We start from the raw sequence: 19,772 nt of genomic DNA, 5'->3' as shown, positions 1-19,772 counted from the left end.
GATTTAATAAAAATTAAAAAGAGGAATATTCAGAAAAACAGAAACCACTACTTCAAATAGAAATAGTGGATGACTGTTTTGTAATGATTTAAAAATTTATCTCGCCAAACCTTTTATAACTACAATTTGACTTGCCTGATTTTCTTTTGGACGATTTGTTCCTCCGTCAGGGCTTAAATATTTTTCTCCAGTCCAGGTATGTGGCTGAACGCTCAACATAAAAGTATCAGCAATACCAACCTGATCAGATACATCGATCAAAGCACCATATTCCCAATCTCCAAATTTAGAAGTTCCTCCTACATTATATTTTGCAGCATCTGTAGCAGTGCGACGGTGATCTAATTCAACCACAACTTTCAATGCTTTTGTAGCAATATTGTATTGGTAGATATAAGCATCGTGAGTTTCGTCACCGTATCCGTTAGCATCTTCCTGAACGTAAACATAGTTTTTAGTTACACAAATGTTATCCGGATTTTGAAATTTACCAGCAATTCCAGAACGGTTATCTCCGTCAAGAATAACCTCAAGAGTTCCTTTTAGCGGGTCAGCAGCATCAAGATTTAATTTGTAAACTCTACCGTATTTTGTTCTTGAACCATCTGCATTTGTTCCAGTTGTAGCTTGTCCGGTTACATTAAAATACACTTCACGATCAGCAGCGTCACCACCTTTGCGGTAATCTAAATCTTCTACACGACCAAATTTAATCGCTTTTAGAGTATTTACTGATGCATTGATTTGCGCACCTGTAAGCGTTGTATGATTGTCAATTTTTACAAAAGAAACCGGATATGTTTTACTTACTTCAATATCTTTTTCTCTTTGGTTATCATCATTTCTTTTTAGCATGTACAAAGAACCATTGGTCAAATCACCCACAGCATTCGATACATACATAAAAACCTGACCTCCGTAAGTTCCAGAATCGTCATCACCAATTACAACTACCGTTTTCCCTTTATAGGCAGATGTACGCAATGGCAAAGCATTTTCAGCACTTAAACGGCCAAAACCCGATAATTCTTTAGACACAGATGCAGAACCCACACTTCCGTAAGGATCTAATGCATGCGTACGAGATTCTTCACCAGATTCTCCACAAGTTAAATAAAGCGGTCCAAAACCATGTTCTTCTTTTGTAGCCATAGTTGCCCCACACAATCTCCAGGTTCCACCGCTAGAGTTTAACAAATATTCTCCTTTAGTAGGTTTAAAGGTTTTGTCAAGTGTAATTCTCGAAACAGCAAAGTTATCTTCGTTGTTTACTAAAAAAGTAAAAGTTCCGTCAGTGTTTTTCAATAAACCAGAACCATCGGCAGATCCTCCAAAAACAAATTTTGGACTGTCCGGAAATACATCATCTGAACTAAAAAGAGAATAAATTTTCAGACTCTCAAAACCTGCCTGCGCCTTCAATAAACTTGGTGTTACAGATTGATCCTTTAATACAACACTCGTTGGTGTTTCTGTTTCGTCTTTAGAGTCGTTATTGTTACAAGATGTAATCAACGAACCTAAAATAACCAGGGGTAGAATAATTCTTTTCATTTAGCTAAAAATTGGTTTTATTTTTTTTTACAAAGTAAATCCCTACCCTTTAACTTAAAATGATTTAGATATTATCAAAAAAATAAGACTGAGATCAAAAACTCAGAAAAACCACAAAAAAATTAACATTAAATTAGTAATTCAAAACACACGTAAACTTCCCGTAACATCAAAGCTAAAAAAAGAGCCTTACTTTAAGACTCTTTTTTTAGTTGTTCCTTATACTCCTCAAAATTGGCTTTTATTTTTTCATCCAGTTCCGGTTCCTTTATATCAGTGTATTGTTTCATTTCTTCCCAGATGATCTTGGCCACAATATAACGTGCCATTTCTTTATCATCAGCAGGAACCACATACCATGGCGCATGTTCTGTCGACGTTTTGTTTATAGCCTCCTCATAATATTCCTGATATTCATCCCAATATTCACGTTCTTTCAAATCACCAGGCGAAAATTTCCAGTTGTGTTTTCCTTCTTCCAAACGGCGTAACAAACGTTGCCTTTGTTCCTCTTTACTCAAATGAAGATAGAACTTCATCACAATCGTTCCGTTCTCTGCAATATGACTTTCAAAATTATTAATTTGCTCGATTCTCCTTTTCCAGAATTTAGGTTTAATATCCTCAACCGAATTAATTCCCGGTAAATTCTCTGCCAAAATAAATTCAGGATGAACACGCGTTACCAAAACATTCTCATAATGCGTACGATTAAAAATCGCAAACTTTCCTTTTTCCGGCAACGCATTATAATGTCTCCACAAATAATCATGTTCCAATTCAGCCGAATTAGGCGTTTTAAAACTATGCACCACTACTCCACGTGGATTAAATTCCTTAAAAACTTCTCTAATCAAGCTATCCTTTCCCGAAGTATCCATTCCCTGAAGGCAAATTAAAACCCCGTATTTATTATGTGCGTACATGACATCCTGCAAATCACTCAATTTTGCCTGTACTTTATCCAGTTTTTCTTCTTTTTCGTCATCATCCGCTTTTACCTTTAATAAGGTCGGAATTTTTGATAATTTTATTTTATCTGTAACTCTAAAATCATTCGGCTCTATCGATTTCATACCATTTTCATTTTTATAATTATAAATATAGTAATTTTACGAATCCCGATAGCTATCGGGACTGCTCATTGCAATACTTTTTCGGTAAATTGTTTTTTTTTCAAGCCACAACAAGAGCTTCCTCCGGTAGCTTTGTTCTGTCAGGAAAAAATACAATTTCTTTTTAAAGTATTTATTCCGAAGCTTCGGGTCTATCAGGGCTCATATCTAAAATCTAAAAATGAAGAAAATCCGATTTCTAATTTTATTCTATGTAATTTTCATAAACTTAAAATCAAATGGACAATCTATTTCAGATATTTCATTAAAAATATGTGATTCTATTCAATCTAATAAGTCTTTTGTTTCTGATACAATCATATTACAACAAGCTAAAATATACTCTAAGTTTTTAGATGACTATCTCACAGTTAAAAAAAATGATTTTAATTTTTCAAATTGGAAAAATGAGATCAATTCCATCAATTATAAACTAACTCGAGAATTAAATAAAACTTGCGAAAAACTTAAAATCAAAACATCTGTCATATTACCGTTTACAAATCTTATAGAAATTGATTCTGTATTTTCAACTGAACAGAGTAAAAAAATAACGCATATATCAAATGAAATAAAATATAAAAATAAAATGGAAATTGTAATTCTATCGATTGATGAATTATATCCTGATAATGAAATTCGAAACTTCTCAAATAATAAACTTATGGAATGGCAAATTGGTGGAGTTTTTGAGAAAGGTGGCACAATAATAGTTTTCAGTAAGAAATTAAGAGTGGTAGCAATATCAACAACTGAAACTGCCATGAAATATTTAACGAATAAAGATTGCGACAAACTAATTGCAGACTTTATGATTCCAAATTTTAAAAACAACAACTATTATGATGGAATATATAAATCGTTAATTGAGATAAAAAATATTCTCAAATAAAATCATTACTTAGTACATAGCTTTCAAAACAAACATTCATGGAAAAATTCACATTAGAAATATTATTTCAAATCATAGGCATCGGTTCTGCATCAGGATTATTTTTCAATAACGATTCATTGTATATCATTGGCGACAACAGCGGATTTTTATACGAATATAATATGCAAAACCAACAATTAAACCAACACGCTTTAATTGATAATCCAACACAAAACATACCCAAGAACCTAAAACCCGATTTTGAATCGCTAACACATCATAACGATACTTTATATGTTTTTGGTTCAGGTTCTACCGAAAACCGAAACAAAATGATCGAGTTTGATCTTAAAAACAAAACTATTTTACAAAAAAACAATCTGGTCGATTTATACGGCTTAATGCAAAGTTTTGGCGAAATAAAACCGGAAGATTTTAATCTCGAAGGTGCAATCTTCGATGGCGAAAACTGGTACTTATTCAATCGTGGAAACGGAATATCAAACAAAAACACCATTTTCACCATTCACGCTAAAAACTTAGGCGAAGAATTTGCTTTGGTTGCTACCAATTATAAACTGCCAAAAATAAAAGGCATTCGCTCCAGTTTTACCGATGCTATTTTGGTCGAAGACAAAATTTATTTCCTTTCTACCGCCGAAAACACCAAATCAACTTACGATGACGGCGAAATCCTGGGAAGTTTTATTGGACGAATCGACCTTAAAACCATGAAAATAGATTTTACTCAAAAAATAACTTCAACCAATAAATTCGAAGGTTTGACTTTCTATAAAAAAGAAAATAACAAAATCGAGTTTTTGCTTTGTGAAGATAATGATACTGAATTATTAGAAACTAAGATTTTTAAGTTGGTTTTGCCAGTTAAGTAAATTTCATGAGAAAAATAATTCTTTCGTTGCTATTAGTTATCATTCTTTTGAGTGGCGGATACTTATTTTATGATTTAAAAATAAAGAAAACTCGAAAAGAAAACTTTGGTACGTTCAATATTAAAGACTTTGATACAAAAAGCAAATATTTTAAAACTTTAAGCCCAAAAGATTTGAATCCAAAATCATTTATTAAAGTTTTTACAGAGAAATATAATAAAGACTCAGCATTTAATTACGTATCAATGTTAGGAGAGTTTCCAAACAATTGGGTAAAACCAAATGATATTCAATATTTAATGTCAATTATGAGATCGAAAGAAAAATGCTGTGGGTATATGAATATATTTTCATCGACTCTTTCAATTGAAAATGGTGAAGTTGGAGGTTTTTCCATAATTTTTCTAAATTCTTATATCTCAAATACTAAAATTAATTTGGGTTTGAATTGTAATCCAAAAACAGATGAAGAATCTGTTAAAAAAATAGAAAATTGGTATAGAAACATGAAAGATAAAAATTAATCTCAGTTTTTCTCATTGCGAGGAACAAAGCAACCACACTAACAAAAGCAAATTTGCTAGTCAAAAAAATACTAGATGAGATTGCTTCGTTCCTCGCAATGACTCCCATAATAACGTAGAGGCGCACAGCAGTGCGTCTCCCGCAAAGAATATCCGCCAATAAAACCTCTGTTACTTTGAACCTTTGCCATTTTGAACCTTTAAAAAAAAACTTTTTTTAATCACCGTCCCAACCTTTTTATCTTTTTAACCCTCTTTAGTATAAAGACAACAATTGTGATAAACGAAACGCTAATTTCTAACTGCAAAAAAATGAACCGCGATGCGCAGCGTCAGGTTTATGAGCATATGGCTCCAAAATTGTATCGACTTTGCAAACGATACCTCAAAAAGGAAGAAGAAATAGAAGAAGCTATGGCTGACGCTTTCTATACCATATTTACAAAACTGGAACAACTAAAACAGGTTCTGGCTTTTGAGGCATGGGCGCGAAAAATAACCGTAAACCATTGTTTGGCAACGATCAAAAAGAACACCAATTTTAATATGTATCTTGATGATGTCAAATTGCTTGCGCAACCTTTTACGGATGAAATTAATACATTAGAAGAAGAGGATTTACTTAATTTACTCAATCATATTCCAGACGGCTGCAAAACTGTTTTTAATCTTTTTGTTATCGAAGGTTTCGGACACAAAGAAATAGCCGCAATGCTAAACATTTCTGAAGGCACATCAAAATCACAATTGAATGCCGCTAAAACGAAACTAAAGGAATTAGTTAACAAATTGTATTACCAAAAAGTAAAATAGTCATGGACAATCAGGATAAAATATTCGATAAATTTAAAAAAGCCGCAGAAAACTCGGAACAAAAAGACTTTCCCGGAATGGACAAAGTCTGGGCCCGCGTTGAAGATAAACTCGATAAAAAAGAAGATAAAAAAGCAATCGCATTATGGAAAAAAATTGCCATCGCAGCTTCTCTTTTATTACTTATTTCGGTAGGATCTCAGTTTATAAAATCAGACAAAACAGCCATTCAGGATACTAAAGTTGTAATTAAAGAAAATATAGAACAAAACATTTTAGAGAAAAATAAAACAGTTGTTGCTTCAGAATCACCGCTAGTTCCAAAACCCGAAGCGCTTAAAATTTTAGATAAGCAAGTCACCAGACAAAACAACGTAGCAGAAACACCTATGTATGTTACTGAGGCTGTGGGAGCAGGTACAGCAGATGCCATAATTATCGAAGAACCAGCCGCTGCACCCGTACAAGCAGATTATGCTATAGAAGAGGATAATACTATTTTGAAAGATAAAGCAGCTCAAAATTTAGATTATTCCAGAACTGTAGAAAGAGAATCAGCTAAAGTTGCTTTTGCTGATAAGCAACCACAAATGGCTAAAAAAAGTGCTCCGCTAATTGTTCTTAACGGAAATGCAATATCGCACAGCGATGACAAAAAAAGAGACAAAATGATGCAGGCAGAACTTCCGAATTTACAACCTGAAAATGTAGATTCTCTGGTAGTTTTAGATGCTCCGTTATATATCATTGACGGAATTTACTATTCTGAAAATGATTTATTTGGCACAAATCCCACAAGTCCCTACGCGCCTTTGAATAAGCAGGAAATAAAAACCATTACAGTCCTTCAGGATCTGGAAGCAACATCAAAATATGGCGAAAAAGGTAAAAAAGGAGTTGTAATTATTACTACCAAATCAGGTAAGCCAACTCCTAAAAACTAAAAGAAAAAATCTAAAATTTAATCTTAAAAATCTTTGTCAGAGTTTTAGACTTTGACAAAGATTAAAGCCATCATTTATTTAAAATTACCGTCATGAAAAACGTAAAACTTATTTCATTAGCACTTTCTATGCTTGTATGTTTCGTAGTAAAAGCGCAGGAAAAGCCAGTTTCTAAAGAACATGAAAAAAAATATTCAGAAATAGAAACCACACCTTTTATAAAATCAAAAGACACAATTCCAGCTAAAAAAATAGTTATCTGTGCTATATCACGACCTTTATCAAATGAACCATTAACCATTTTAGATGGGGTTATAATCGATTCAAAAAAATTTTCTAAAGTAAACCCAAATGACATTGAAAGCATTAAAGTTTTAAAAGGAATTGATGCTACTTCTATTTATGGTAGTCGGGCTGTAAACGGAGTTATTATTATTACATCAAAAAGAAAAGAGTAACCATTTCAATTCAGTCAATTTCATTCGAATTTAATATTGATTTATTAACAGAATTAGTTTTACATTTGATCTCCTTTTGAAAAACCTTCAAAACTTATTCTAGTAATATATAAAATTCAAACAAAATTTCATGAACCCACTTTTAAATCAGAATCTATTTCTTGTAAAAGAACATATCGGAATGTTTAAAGCTGCTAATAACTACGATATTTATAATCCTGAAACCAATCAGATTATTATGAATTGCAGAGAAAACAATCTTGGCTTTTTTACCAAAATGTTACGTTTTACAGATTATAAAAGAATGACTCCTTTTGATATTGAAATTACTACCGCTTCCGGCGAAAAAATAATTTCGGTAAAACGTGGTATCGCCTGGTTACGTTCGACTGTTGAAGTTTTTGACGAGAAAGACCGTTTACTGGGAACATTTAAACAAAAATTATTTTCTATTGGTGGAAAATTTGAAATTCTGGATAAAAACGAAAGAACCGCTGCTACTCTTCAGGGAAAATGGACGGGCTGGGATTTTAAATTCAGTCACGAAAATAAACAATTGGCTCAGGTAAGCAAAAAATGGGCAGGAATGGGTAAAGAGTTTTTTACCAGCGCTGATAATTACGTGCTGCAAATCGAAGAAACTGTTGCACCTGATAGTCCGCTTAGACAATTAATCCTTGCTGCTGTTATGTGTATAGACATGGTACTGAAAGAATAGATTAAAGTTGTTAAACTTAGATTAAGAAAATAGCTGAAAGCATCATTTTAGCAAGCAAAAACTGTATTTTTGTGTTACTAAAATGATGCTTTTTGCATTTCTAAAAAATAAATCATGACAGACTTAAAAAATAAAAATGCCTTAATTACAGGTGCAGGAAAAGGAATTGGAAAAGCAATTGCGATTGCACTTGCCAAAGAAGGAGTAAACGTAATTTTAGTTTCAAGAACTCAGAGTGATGTTGATCAATTGGCGACTGAAACTGCTGCTTTAGGTGTAAAATCCCTGGCTTTATCTGCTGACGTTTCGGACATTACTTCTATCAATAGTGCTGTAGAAAAAGCTTTTGCCGAATTTAAAACCATAGACATTTTAATCAACAATGCCGGAATCGCTGCTTTTGGCAATTTCATGACATTGGAACCATCTGACTGGGAAAAAATTATTCAGGTAAACTTAATGGGAACGTATTATACAACCCGCGCTGTTTTACCTAATATGATCGAAAGACAAACTGGTGATATTATCAATATTTCGTCGACAGCAGGATTAAACGGAAATGCATTGACAAGTGCTTACAGTGCATCGAAATTTGCTGTTTTAGGATTAACTGATTCTCTGATGCAGGAAGTTCGTAAATACAATATTCGTGTTACGGCCTTAACTCCGAGTACGGTTGCCACAGATTTGGCTTTAGACTTAAAACTTACAGATGGTAATCCGGATAAAGTAATGCAATCTGAAGATGTAGCCGAATTAATTATTGCACAATTGAAATTAAGCCGTCGTGTGTTTATAAAAAACAGCAGCATTTGGTCTACTAATCCTTAAAAAAAATAATTTTCAATATTTTTAAATTCCAAATTCCAATTGTTGATTGTAAAAAACTTCATGAATTGGAATTTGGAACTTTAAAGATTGGAATTTTAAAAAAAATATGATGGAAAAATATTTAAGACAATTAATCTCAATAGAATTCACAGATAAAAAAGAACTTTTTACCGGATTTCTAATTGATTATTCTGATGACTGGATTTTACTGCGAAACAATCCCGAGGATTTTATACTGGATGGTTTTGTGATTTTGAAAAACAAAAATATCGAAGCCGTTCACAGAGATCAAGATCTTGAATTTACAGAGAAAGTAATTCGTTTGAAAGGTTTAAAAACAAACGCCGAAGATATTATCCCAATTCGTGATTTAAGTTCGATCCTGAATTATGTAAATAACAAATATGGTATTTTTCAGATCTCTAAAAAATCAGCTAAATCAGCTTATTTAGGGAAATTACTAGAATTAAACGACGAAGAACTTACCATTGATTTCCTGGATATAAAAGGTCAGTTTGGTGGTGAATTGAGTTTTAATCCGGAGAAGATCAGAGTTGTTGAGTTTGATACGGATTATATTAATTCTTTGAAGTTGGTGATTCCGGAAGATCAGAAGTAGAATATGAAAAAACTTGTTATCTTACGAGTATTATTCATCTTGGTTTACTGCTCTCAAAAAAGCAAAACTGAGGATATAAATCCTGAAATCTCAAAAAAAGATTCTGTTTCCATAAAAACGGAAAGGAAAACTTCGCAAGAGGAAAAAACAAGTAAACTTTTGGTGGGTACAAAAATCGAAGGTGATTTTGATGGTGACGGGAAAAATGAATTTGCCACTGTTACAAAAACAACAAGGAGAAGGAAATCCTATAGAAGACGGAACTCCGGATGAGTATACTATTTCTTTTAGTAATCCATCATTAAAAGCAATACCTATTAATTGTTGCGAAGCTACTCTTATTAATGAAGGCGACTTAAACAATGATGGAAAAGATGATTTTTCAGTTTTTCAGGCTCCCATGAACGGATGTATGTATACTATGACTACTTATTCTTTACAAAATTCAGAATGGAAACAAATTGTAGAAACTTTTTCAGTTCCCACAGGCTGTGATGGATTTACTGCTGAAGATTTACAAAACAGCATTTTTATTGAAAACAAAACAGTTTATAAAATGGAAAGGGATCCTAATGACGAAAGTTTAAAATTGATTCGAAAGAAAATTGAATTGAAATAAATATCTTTAGTGTTTGCTATTCATTCTCTGAAATTGGTAATTCTGGAAGATCAGAAATAGAATTTATTCTAAATACAACTAACGTTTCAACTTTGACAAAATTTTTCGAAAACAGAAAAGCCCTTTTCACAAAGGGCTTTTCTGTTTTTATTAGTGTGGTTGCTTCGTTCCTCGCAATGACAAACTTTGCGCAAACTATATGTTTATGCTTCCGCCAATTTATTTAAAAACTCTAAACGAACACTTCCGTCTTCGTCGATCTTTGTCAGATTGATTTCTTGTAAAGTATTTACCAATGCCGGATTCCACGGCGTTTTTACCTTTACGTAGTTTTCGGTAAAACCGTGAATGTAACCTTCTTTGTTTTCACTTTCGAATAAAACCGTTCGGTTAGATCCTAGTTGACTTTCGTAAAAAGCACGACGTTTTTTAACCGATAATCCGCGTAGCATTTTGCTTCGTTTTGCTCTAACATTTGCGGGAACAATTCCTGGCATATTTGCAGCTTCAGTATTGTCTCTTTCTGAATACGTAAACACGTGTAAATATGAAATATCCATTTCGTTAAGGAAATGATAGGTTTCTAAAAAGTGCTCATCGGTTTCACCAGGAAATCCAACAATCACATCAACACCAATACACGCGTGCGGCATTACTTCACGAATCTTGTTTACACGTTCTGTATATACTTCACGTAAATAACGACGTTTCATTAATTTTAAAATATCATTACTTCCTGATTGCAACGGAATATGAAAGTGAGGGACAAAAGTTCTGCTTTTAGAAACAAATTCTATTGTTTCATTTTTTAGCAAATTAGGTTCGATAGATGAAATTCGTAAACGTTCGATTCCGTTAACCTTATCCAAAGCCTGAACTAAATCAAGAAAAGTATGTTCGTGTTTTTTATTTCCAAATTCTCCTTTTCCATAATCACCAATATTTACTCCAGTTAAAACTATTTCTTTGATATTTTGAGCCGAAATTTCTTTGGCATTCTGCAATACATTTTCTAAAGCATCACTTCTCGAAATTCCTCTTGCTAACGGAATCGTGCAATAGGTACATTTATAATCGCAACCATCCTGAACTTTTAAGAAAGCACGGGTACGATCACCAATGGAATAACTACCTACATAAAAATCAGCTTCGGCAATTTCGCAGGAATGAACTTCACCCATGTCGTTTTTACTCAAATCGGTAATATAATCGGTAATTTTAAATTTTTCGGTAGCACCAAGAACCAAATCAACACCATCAACAGCCGCTAATTCTTCTGGTTTTAATTGTGCGTAGCAGCCTACTGCAGCTACAAAAGCTTTATCATTAAGTTTCATTGCTTTTTTTACCACCTGCTTAAATTGCTTATCAGCATTCTCAGTAACTGAGCAAGTATTGATAACATAAATGTCTGCTATTTCTTCAAAATCAACGCGATCAAAACCTTCGTCACTAAAGTTTCTGGCGATTGTAGAAGTTTCTGAAAAATTCAGTTTGCAACCAAGCGTATAAAAGGCAACTTTTTTTCTGTTTTCCATGGGAATAAACTACGTTTTAAGTAGTAAGATATTATATTTACATCTCTTTTAAAGAGTTTGCAAATTTACGTACAATATTCTTTAAAATAAAATCAATAATACACTATATATCAATATTTTGGAGCAAACCAATATTTAGTCTATCCTAAAAAACTATATGTTAAACCAAACAAACAGGGAATAAAATTTACTTGTTTAAAAAAGAATTCATGAATTCAATAAGAATAAAATGACAAAATTATCGATTAAATGCAAATATCATCGATTAAATACATTTTTTTGCGTGTTAAATTCAAATTTTCTTACATTTAACTTTGTTTAATTCGTTCATAAAAAGTAATTTCACCTCCTATAAAAGTAGTGAGTAAAAATTATATTATTTAAACAATAAATCGGCATAACAATTTTGATTTTCCCTCGTTATGTTGTTGTTTTGTTGTTATAAAAAAATGGGAAGGCCGAAAACCAGAAAGAGTAGGCAAAATTTATAAATTAAAATTCCATATGAAAGCATTTTTACCCACAATCTGCTTGATGTTCTTAACTATTTTTAGCTCGCAAGCGCAAACTGCTGCTCCAGCTGCTAATCCATTTCCTTCTATTAGTACATTGACAACATGGGCGAGCTTAAACTCTCAATCTCAATTTGATATTGCAATTCGTGCGGTTGGATTTAAATTTGAAGTAAAAGAACCGGGTGAAGGCTCAACAGCTTACACTTATATTCGCAAAGTAACAGTAAATGAAGTAAACTATACAGATAGAATCGTTTACAGAATTACAAGTAATAATTCAGCAAGTATTATTTCTTTAGTAACAGCTTCTACTGATTTGGTTAGTTTGTATACACCACAATTGTCTACTTTTAAAAACAACAATTGTAAAACTGAAATGTCTAAAGACAAAAATACTACTTGTACTTGTTATGAAAGCGCGAATTTTGCAATCGATCTTTGCGACGAGCGTGTAAAACTAACAATGGGTGACGGAAATAAATATTTTGTTTCTGTAGCTAAAAAATAATATCTAATTAAAGTATTAGAAAAACTACGAGCTGTTTTCCAAATCTTTGTGAATCTTAAACGAGATTAAGTTTGCAAAGATTTGGAACGCATTTCTTAGGTTTTATAAGTTTGGATTTTTTAGTTCGTACCAAACTTCCATTTCTCCTTCATATTCAAAAGAATTTACGTAACGCATACCCAAATTTTCAAGAATTCTTCTCGAGTTTTCATTCCCTTTATCAGCGTAAGCGTATAACGCATCTACTTTCATTGTATTAAAAGCATAGTCTACAAAAGCATTTCCGGCTTCGGTCGCATATCCTTTTCCCCAATGTTTTTCGATAAAACGATATCCAATTTCATAAAAATCTTTATGATGATTGATTTCATTGGTAATAAATTTTATTCCGGACCAGCCTATAAACTCTCCCGTTTCTTTTAGAACAACTGCCCAGCGACCTGCACCTAAATCCCTGTATTGTTGTTGAATAATTTTGATATGAGAGCGACTTTCCTCAATATCTTTTACCGGTTTTTTACCAACAAAAATATGTACGTTCGGGTTAGAATCTAATTCAAACATTCCTTGGTCATCTGATGCTATCAATTCTCTTAAAATCAAACGTTCTGTTTCTATTGGTTCTTTCATCTCAGGAATAATTTAGTATAGAATATAGCGCTGTACCACTTCAGCAACTCCGTCATTATTATTTGAAGCCACAATAACATCTGCCCTGTCACGTAATTCAGGCGTAACATTATCAACCCAAACGCCAAGTCCGGCATATTCGATCATAGTTAAATCATTTCCTGCGTTTCCTACGGCGATAATTTCACTTTGATGAATATTTAGCTTTTCAGCCAAAAGTTTTAAACTGGCTGCTTTATCAATTCCGTTTTGAGCGGCTTCCAGGAAAAAAGGTTTAGACATCGCAACACTCAAATGCGGCATTGCCAATTTTAAATCTTTTTCTACTTCTTTTAGATAAGAAGGTTCTGCCAACAAAATGCATTTTACCGCTGGTTTGGTAACTGCTGCTTTAAAATCAGCTACTTTATTGTGTGGTAATCCGGTGATTTCTTTTTCGATGTCGATATACTCAGAATCTGTTTCGCTAACAATTTCACCGTCAATATAGGTAATAATATGCGTTTTCATTTTTACACTATAATCGTACAAATCATGAATTTGTTCCGGCGTCAGGCATTGTTCAAACAACACAAGATCATCTTTTACAGTACTGATTACTGCTCCATTAAACGAAATAATATAAGAATCGTACAAATCAAGCTGCAATTCCTTAGCATAAGCCGTCATTGCTGATGTTGGTCTGCCCGAAGCCAAAACTACATGAACACCTTTTGCCTGCGCTTCAAGAAGTACTTTTTTATTTAAATCTGAAATTTTATGATCGTCTGTCAACAAGGTATCATCCATGTCGAGCACTAGCATTTTATACTGCATTTTTTTTTTAGTTTTCAGTTTTCAGTCACAGTAAACAGTTCTCTACTGAGACTAAAAACTTTCCTTTATATACTCATTCTGAATTCTTCGATAACCGGATTTGCTTTTGCAAAATCTGTTTCCTGAATAAATACCTCAACGGCCAAATCAGATTGTCCAAAACCTCCTAAACGAGCGGACTGAATATTGTCTTTTTTTGTAGTTTCTACTCCCGCTTCTTCTAATCTTTCTTGTAAAGCAAGTGCTAAAACTTCACTTCCCGAATACACTTTCATTAATCCCATAACATTCTATTTTTATTATTTTTTATTTCTATTGTAATATTATTTTTAGCTGATTCTGAAAATCATTGTTTTCATTCATACCAATATGCTCCTGATTTTTTAGCGGATAAAAATGCCCGTTACTTTTTAAAAGCTGACTTAAACGAACTGAATTTTGATACGAAATCAATTGATCCTTCATGCCATGAAAAATATAAATTGGTGCTTTTACTTTTGGCAGATATCCAAATGTTTCTAAACTAAACTTTTTCAGAAAATCAGGAAAAAATCGCACTCTATTGCTCGACAATTCTGTAAAACTATAATAAGGCGATTGCAAAATTAAAGCTTTTGGTTTATTCTGAGAAGCCAGAATAGTTGCAAGCCCGGAACCAATTGAATAACCTGCAATAATAATTTTATCTTCAGGATATTTTTTACTCAATGATTTATAGGCAATAGAAATATCCTGATTCAACTGTTCTTCATTCTCAATTTCTCCTTCACTTTTACCAAAACTTCTATAATCTAAAATAAAAATATCATACCCTAAATTAGTGTAGATTTTAGCAATTTTACCCCAAGTTTCCAAAGTTCCTGCATTTCCATGAAGATAAAAAACCAAACCTTTAGAATTTTCAGCTTTAAATAATAAACCATTTAATTTTGCCCCATCAAAAGACGTAATATTCAATTCTTCAAATTTATGCTGATAATCAAACTGATAATCTTTTGGGAGTTTACTACTCTGAAAAACCATATCAACCTGATTAAAATAAACATAGGAAACAATGATTACATAAATAATAACAAAAAATGCAAGAAGCACAATTATTAAAAATTTAAGTGTTTTCAACATTTCCATAGATTACTTTTTTAGTTTTCAGTCGCAGTCACAGTTTTCAGACTAAGACTGAGACTGAAAACTGCAACGTTATTCCTCTTCCTGAATATCATCTTCTTCCTCATCAAGCTCCTCTTCACCTTCTTCATCCATATCAAATAAATAAGGTTCAAGCATCATTTTATCGGCCAGAATCTCGATACGTTCTGTCAATGTTTCAGCAAAAATAAGACGTTGTGTTTTGGTGATACTGTTTGAAATACGCATGATTTTAGTTTCGTGACGTAATTTCAGCATTGGATCAGCATCATCGATAATAAACATTTTCAAACGGTTTACGTTATAACCTGCTGTTGTAAACATATCACTTAATTTATTTGGCGTACCAATTAAAACGTCTATTCCAGTAGAAATATAATTTTTATCATAATCCGTATCACCTTTATCGTGTACTCCGTAAACCTCCAGATTAGAATATTTTCCGTACTTCTCAAAAAGAGCTTCCATTTCTAACACCTTGGCTTTATCCTCAACAAAAATCAAAGCACGCGGCGACTCTTCAGTATGACCTGACAATTGCTGAATAACATTCAAAACAATCGTTGTCGTTTTTCCGCTTCCGGCAGGAGAAAGAATAATGCAATCTGCACCACTTTTTATCGTCGAAAAAGTTTCCTGCTGCAAAACATTTGCTTCAGTTAAACCATTTTCGATTAATGCATTTTGTAATTTTTCGTTTATTTTTTTTAGTTTCATCTTTTTTATGCTTTAAGCTTTAAGCTCTATGCTTTAAGCAAAAATTATTTATTCTTTTTGATAGCCTAAAGCTTAAAGCTTAAAGCCTATTGCGAAGCACCTATTTACTTGCAAACATTTTTACATCGGTTTCAGAAATTTCGTTTCCTCCTAAAATGATTAATCTTTCGACTACATTTCGAAGTTCGCGGATATTTCCTGTCCAATCGTATTCCTGCAATAATTTTATGGCTTGCGCCGAAAATATTTTAACCACATTTCCTTGCTCCGAAGCAATTTTAGCAGCAAAATGTCTGATCAAAGCCGGAATATCATCACGTCTTTCATTCAATGGCGGAACTTTAATTAAAATTACAGCCAGACGATGGTACAAATCTTCACGGAAACGACCTTCGGCAATTTCAGTTTTCAAATCTTTGTTTGTTGCGGCAACTACGCGAACATCGACTTTTATATCTTTTTCGGCTCCAACTCTTGTAATCATACTTTCCTGCAAAGCGCGCAACACTTTGGCTTGCGCCGAAAGACTCATATCTCCAATTTCATCTAAGAAAATAGTTCCTTTGTCTGCTGCCTCAAACTTTCCTGCACGATCTTTTACTGCTGATGTAAATGCACCTTTTACGTGACCAAACAATTCGCTTTCGATTAACTCGCTTGGTATTGCGGCACAGTTTACTTCGATTAAAGGAAAATTAGCACGTTCGCTTTTTTCATGTAATTGATGTGCTACTAATTCCTTTCCGGTTCCGTTTGGTCCCGTAATTAAAACTCTGGCTTCGGTTTGCGCTACTTTGTCAATCATCAATTTAATATGATTGATGGCTTCGCTCTCGCCTACCATTTCGTAGTTTTTGCTGACTTTTTTCTTTAAGATTTTATTCTCAACTACAAGTTGTTTTTTATCTAAAGCATTACGAACCGTATTCAATAAACGATTTAAATCCGGTGGTTTTGAGATATAATCAAAAGCTCCCAAACGCATGGTATGAATCGCCGTTTCCATATCTCCGTGACCTGAAATCATTACCATTGGGATTTCCGGTTTGATTTTTTTAGCTTCTTCCAAAACCTCAACACCATCCATTTTTGGCATTTTGATATCGCACAAAACCAAATCGTAATCGTTATTTTTTATTTTTTCAAGACCCGCAACTCCATCTTCTGCTTCATCTACCTGATAGGTATCATTCTCTTCTGATAAAATCTTTACCAAAACTCTTCTGATCGATGCTTCGTCTTCTATAATTAGTATTTTACTCATTTTTTTTAAAGGTTCAAAGTTGCAAAGGTTCAGAGGTACAAAGTTTAAAATCTTTGTTGCTTTCTTACCTTTTAACCCATTATTAGTAATCTATCTATCTTTAATGCTCAATATAATTTTAAAACTTGCTTTTTATTCTAAGTTATATAGTTCATTTTTTTTTAAACCTTTGTACCTCTGAACCTTTGCAACTTCAAAAAAACTAATATTTAAGCCATCTATACAATTCTTTCCAGGTTGGTTTCTTGCCATACATTAAAATACCGATTCGGTAAATTTTGGCTGCGAACCAAACTACAAGGAAAAACGTAGCAAACAATAATGATACCGAAATTGCGATTTGCCACCACGGCACTCCAAACGGAAGTCGCATCAACATTACAATTGGTGAGGTCAGTGGAATCATCGAAAATACTACGGCAATACTTCCGTGTGGATCATTGACAACCGTAAAAAATCCGATGTAAACACTTAAAATAAGCGGCATTAAAATAGGCAAAAGAAATTGTTGAGAATCGGTTTGATTGTCAACTGCGGCTCCAATTGCTGCGTAAAACGAACTATATAAAAAGTATCCTCCAATAAAATAAATTATAAAACCTATTATAATACTGGCGATTGGTAAATTCCATAATTCGCTAATATACATTTGAGCACTTCCTGACATTTCGTTTTGGGCTGATTGCATCAATTCAGGTGAAATTCTGGCTGTTGGCCCAACATTTACACCAAAAAATGCCGAAGCTGCAAACATTAATCCTAAACCGATAATAGCCCAAATCATAAATTGTAATAATCCGGCCAGTGAAGTTCCGATGATTTTACCAATCATTAACTGAAATGGTTTTACCGATGAAATAATGATTTCTATAATTCGGTTTGTTTTTTCTTCGATCACACTGCGCATGACCATATTTCCGTAAATGATAATGAACATCATGATCAAATAGCCAAATGCGCCGCCAATCCCGATTTTAATTTCATTTAATCCTTTTAAACTTTCTTCGCCAGAAGCTTTTATCAAATGAATGTTAACTGCTGATTGTGCTTTTTGAATGGCTAAAGTATCCAAATTTGCTTTTCCAAGATTTATCTTTGTAATTTTCTCCCCAATAACATCCTGCGTTTTTTCGATAAAAGAAATGCTTGGACTGTTATTCGAAATAAATTCAATTTTACTTTCTAAATCTTTTAAATTATTTGTTTTTGGAATAATAATTAAACCATCAAAACTTTCGTTCGTAATACTATCTTTTAGCGCTTTTGCATCTATTTGAGAAAGATCCAGATACTTAAATACTGCTTCTTTTTTGTTCTGTTTTACAAAATCATTCGCAAACAAACCTGTTTCATCATGAATGGCGATTCGTTTGGTTTCGGCTTTCATCGAACTCAAATACCCAATAAATCCTGCAATTGCAACAAACAGCAACGGACTTAAAAAAGTCATGACAACAAAAGACTTATTGCGAACTTTTGCAATGAATTCTCTTTTTATAATCAACGAAATGATGCTCATAAATATTTTAATTTTCAAATTCCAATTTCCAATTTTGATCGCTCTAACATTGGAATTTGGAATTTATTTTTTGAAATTTTATTTTTTGTTTTCGGTTACTGTCTGAATAAAAATATCATTTACACTTGGTATTTTTTCTAAAAAATGAGTTACTTGTCCGCGTTGTGTCAGGATATTCAATAACTCATTTGGAGTCGAATTCCCAATCTGGATATCTAATTTTAAATCATCATTTAATGATTTAAAACTTGCCGGCGAAACCGTAAACTTTTGTGTGATATCGTACATCAAACCTTCGACATTACTGGTCAAAATTCCGACCTCAAAACTATTGGTTCTAAACTGACGTTTGACATCGCTTAATTTTCCTTCGATTAATTTATTCGATTTATGAATTAAAGCAATATGATCGCAAAGTTCCTCAACACTTTCCATACGATGTGTCGAAAAGATAATGGTTGCGCCCTGCTCTTTTAGTGCCAGAATTTCATCTTTGATAACATTGGCATTTACAGGATCGAATCCTGAGAAAGGCTCATCAAAAATCAACAACTTTGGCTTATGCAATACACAAACCACAAACTGAATTTTTTGCGCCATTCCTTTAGAAAGTTCCTGGATTTTCTTGTTCCACCAACCCTGAATTCCTAAACGGTCAAACCAATACTCTAACTGCACTTTTGCTTCGGCTTTAGTAAGTCCTTTCATTTGTGCCAGATACAAACATTGCTCTCCTACTTTCATAGAAGTATACAATCCTCTTTCTTCGGGAAGATAACCAATAGTCTGCACGTGTTTTGGCTGTAATTTTTCTCCATCTAAGATTATTTCGCCACTATCGGGCAAAGTAATTTGATTGATGATTCGTATAAGGGAAGTTTTTCCGGCTCCATTTGGACCTAATAGCCCATAAATACTGCCTTTTGGCACATTTAATGAAACTTCGTTAAGCGCTACATAATCACCGTATTGTTTTACGACTTTATGTACTTCGAGTAAGTTGCTCATGCTATATTTAAGATTTTCTGCTTCAGTTGGATCATTATGATCAACAGCCTGTAAAAGTAAATAATTCGAAGCGAATCTTTGTATAATTACGAAAAAAACCCATTCTAAATTTGCATTAGAATGGGTTTTTAAATTTATTTAAACATTTT

At 33.0% G+C, this 19,772-nt stretch carries 22 protein-coding genes; 11 read left to right on the top strand and 11 right to left on the bottom strand.

Annotated features, from left to right (window positions below):
* Positions 1-96 precede the first annotated feature (96 nt).
* Together IRZ78_RS16455 and IRZ78_RS16450 are read right to left on the bottom strand one after the other, a co-directional pair.
* The gene (locus IRZ78_RS16455) at positions 97-1,554 is read right to left on the bottom strand and encodes a hypothetical protein (protein ID WP_194617582.1); all 1,458 of its coding nucleotides are present in this window, start codon (positions 1,552-1,554) and stop codon (positions 97-99) included.
* Between the two features lie 194 nt (positions 1,555-1,748).
* Positions 1,749-2,630 (bottom strand): PPK2 family polyphosphate kinase, encoded by an 882-nt coding sequence (locus IRZ78_RS16450; protein WP_194617581.1) that lies wholly within the window; start codon positions 2,628-2,630, stop codon positions 1,749-1,751.
* A gap of 220 nt (positions 2,631-2,850) precedes the next feature.
* Here IRZ78_RS16450 and IRZ78_RS16445 point away from each other — a divergent pair, with 220 nt between their 5' ends.
* The 10 genes from IRZ78_RS16445 (at position 2,851) to IRZ78_RS16400 (ending at position 9,962) form a co-directional block, all read left to right on the top strand.
* Positions 2,851-3,561: a TPM domain-containing protein gene (locus tag IRZ78_RS16445; RefSeq protein ID WP_194617580.1), complete on the top strand. Its 711-nt coding sequence runs from the start codon at positions 2,851-2,853 to the stop codon at positions 3,559-3,561.
* A 38-nt stretch (positions 3,562-3,599) separates the two neighbouring features.
* A complete protein-coding gene (locus IRZ78_RS16440) occupies positions 3,600-4,436 on the top strand; it encodes a hypothetical protein (protein WP_194617579.1) in 837 nt (278 codons plus the stop codon).
* Between the two features lie 5 nt (positions 4,437-4,441).
* Positions 4,442-4,960 carry a hypothetical protein gene (locus tag IRZ78_RS16435; RefSeq protein ID WP_194617578.1) on the top strand — a complete coding sequence of 173 codons (519 nt, stop codon included), beginning with the start codon at positions 4,442-4,444 and terminating at the stop codon, positions 4,958-4,960.
* 312 nt (positions 4,961-5,272) lie between these two features.
* Positions 5,273-5,773, top strand: a complete 501-nt coding sequence (locus IRZ78_RS16430) for a sigma-70 family RNA polymerase sigma factor (RefSeq protein WP_194617577.1) — start codon at positions 5,273-5,275, stop codon at positions 5,771-5,773.
* A gap of 2 nt (positions 5,774-5,775) precedes the next feature.
* On the top strand, positions 5,776-6,717 hold the full coding sequence (locus IRZ78_RS16425; RefSeq protein ID WP_194617576.1) for a hypothetical protein: 942 nt from the start codon (positions 5,776-5,778) through the stop codon (positions 6,715-6,717).
* Between the two features lie 92 nt (positions 6,718-6,809).
* A complete protein-coding gene (locus tag IRZ78_RS16420) occupies positions 6,810-7,175 on the top strand; it encodes a TonB-dependent receptor plug domain-containing protein (RefSeq protein WP_194617575.1) in 366 nt (121 codons plus the stop codon).
* A gap of 130 nt (positions 7,176-7,305) precedes the next feature.
* Positions 7,306-7,893 carry a phospholipid scramblase-related protein gene (locus tag IRZ78_RS16415; protein WP_194617574.1) on the top strand — a complete coding sequence of 196 codons (588 nt, stop codon included), beginning with the start codon at positions 7,306-7,308 and terminating at the stop codon, positions 7,891-7,893.
* Between the two features lie 114 nt (positions 7,894-8,007).
* Positions 8,008-8,724, top strand: coding sequence for a 3-ketoacyl-ACP reductase (locus IRZ78_RS16410; RefSeq protein ID WP_194617573.1), 717 nt, complete (start codon positions 8,008-8,010; stop codon positions 8,722-8,724).
* Positions 8,725-8,833: 109 nt separating this feature from the next.
* Positions 8,834-9,343 (top strand): hypothetical protein, encoded by a 510-nt coding sequence (locus IRZ78_RS16405; RefSeq protein WP_194617572.1) that lies wholly within the window; start codon positions 8,834-8,836, stop codon positions 9,341-9,343.
* A gap of 205 nt (positions 9,344-9,548) precedes the next feature.
* Positions 9,549-9,962, top strand: coding sequence for a hypothetical protein (locus IRZ78_RS16400; RefSeq protein WP_194617571.1), 414 nt, complete (start codon positions 9,549-9,551; stop codon positions 9,960-9,962).
* Positions 9,963-10,165: 203 nt separating this feature from the next.
* Here the strand turns inward: IRZ78_RS16400 and mtaB are convergent, their stop codons facing one another.
* Positions 10,166-11,500: a tRNA (N(6)-L-threonylcarbamoyladenosine(37)-C(2))-methylthiotransferase MtaB gene (gene mtaB, locus IRZ78_RS16395; protein ID WP_194617570.1), complete on the bottom strand. Its 1,335-nt coding sequence runs from the start codon at positions 11,498-11,500 to the stop codon at positions 10,166-10,168.
* Positions 11,501-12,004: 504 nt separating this feature from the next.
* Between mtaB and IRZ78_RS16390 the strand changes: the two genes are divergently transcribed.
* The gene (locus tag IRZ78_RS16390) at positions 12,005-12,523 is read left to right on the top strand and encodes a hypothetical protein (RefSeq protein WP_065451486.1); all 519 of its coding nucleotides are present in this window, start codon (positions 12,005-12,007) and stop codon (positions 12,521-12,523) included.
* Positions 12,524-12,625: 102 nt separating this feature from the next.
* On the opposite strand, the gene IRZ78_RS16385 is transcribed toward IRZ78_RS16390, so the two are convergent.
* The 8 genes from IRZ78_RS16385 to IRZ78_RS16350 all read right to left on the bottom strand — a co-directional run bounded on the left by IRZ78_RS16385 (position 12,626) and on the right by IRZ78_RS16350 (position 19,623).
* Complete coding sequence (locus IRZ78_RS16385; RefSeq protein WP_194617569.1) at positions 12,626-13,153, bottom strand: GNAT family N-acetyltransferase; 528 nt, start codon at positions 13,151-13,153, stop codon at positions 12,626-12,628.
* Between the two features lie 12 nt (positions 13,154-13,165).
* Positions 13,166-13,969 carry a Cof-type HAD-IIB family hydrolase gene (locus IRZ78_RS16380; protein ID WP_194617568.1) on the bottom strand — a complete coding sequence of 268 codons (804 nt, stop codon included), beginning with the start codon at positions 13,967-13,969 and terminating at the stop codon, positions 13,166-13,168.
* 65 nt (positions 13,970-14,034) lie between these two features.
* Positions 14,035-14,253: a DUF2007 domain-containing protein gene (locus IRZ78_RS16375; protein ID WP_072961853.1), complete on the bottom strand. Its 219-nt coding sequence runs from the start codon at positions 14,251-14,253 to the stop codon at positions 14,035-14,037.
* A gap of 28 nt (positions 14,254-14,281) precedes the next feature.
* Entirely contained in the window at positions 14,282-15,097 is an 816-nt protein-coding gene (locus tag IRZ78_RS16370; RefSeq protein WP_194617567.1) for an alpha/beta fold hydrolase, read from the bottom strand.
* Between the two features lie 69 nt (positions 15,098-15,166).
* Positions 15,167-15,832: a DEAD/DEAH box helicase gene (locus tag IRZ78_RS16365; protein ID WP_194617566.1), complete on the bottom strand. Its 666-nt coding sequence runs from the start codon at positions 15,830-15,832 to the stop codon at positions 15,167-15,169.
* Between the two features lie 100 nt (positions 15,833-15,932).
* The gene (locus IRZ78_RS16360; RefSeq protein WP_194617565.1) at positions 15,933-17,096 is read right to left on the bottom strand and encodes a sigma-54 dependent transcriptional regulator; all 1,164 of its coding nucleotides are present in this window, start codon (positions 17,094-17,096) and stop codon (positions 15,933-15,935) included.
* Positions 17,097-17,298: 202 nt separating this feature from the next.
* Positions 17,299-18,615, bottom strand: a complete 1,317-nt coding sequence (locus IRZ78_RS16355; RefSeq protein ID WP_194617564.1) for an ABC transporter permease — start codon at positions 18,613-18,615, stop codon at positions 17,299-17,301.
* 78 nt (positions 18,616-18,693) lie between these two features.
* Complete coding sequence (locus IRZ78_RS16350; RefSeq protein ID WP_194617563.1) at positions 18,694-19,623, bottom strand: ATP-binding cassette domain-containing protein; 930 nt, start codon at positions 19,621-19,623, stop codon at positions 18,694-18,696.
* Between the last annotated feature and the right edge of the window lie 149 nt (positions 19,624-19,772).

This window comes from Flavobacterium sp. CSZ (assembly GCF_015350725.1).
Lineage (GTDB): Bacteria > Bacteroidota > Bacteroidia > Flavobacteriales > Flavobacteriaceae > Flavobacterium.
Note: the sequence above shows the minus strand (reverse complement) of the source record. Positions and strands in the feature narration are given on the sequence as shown.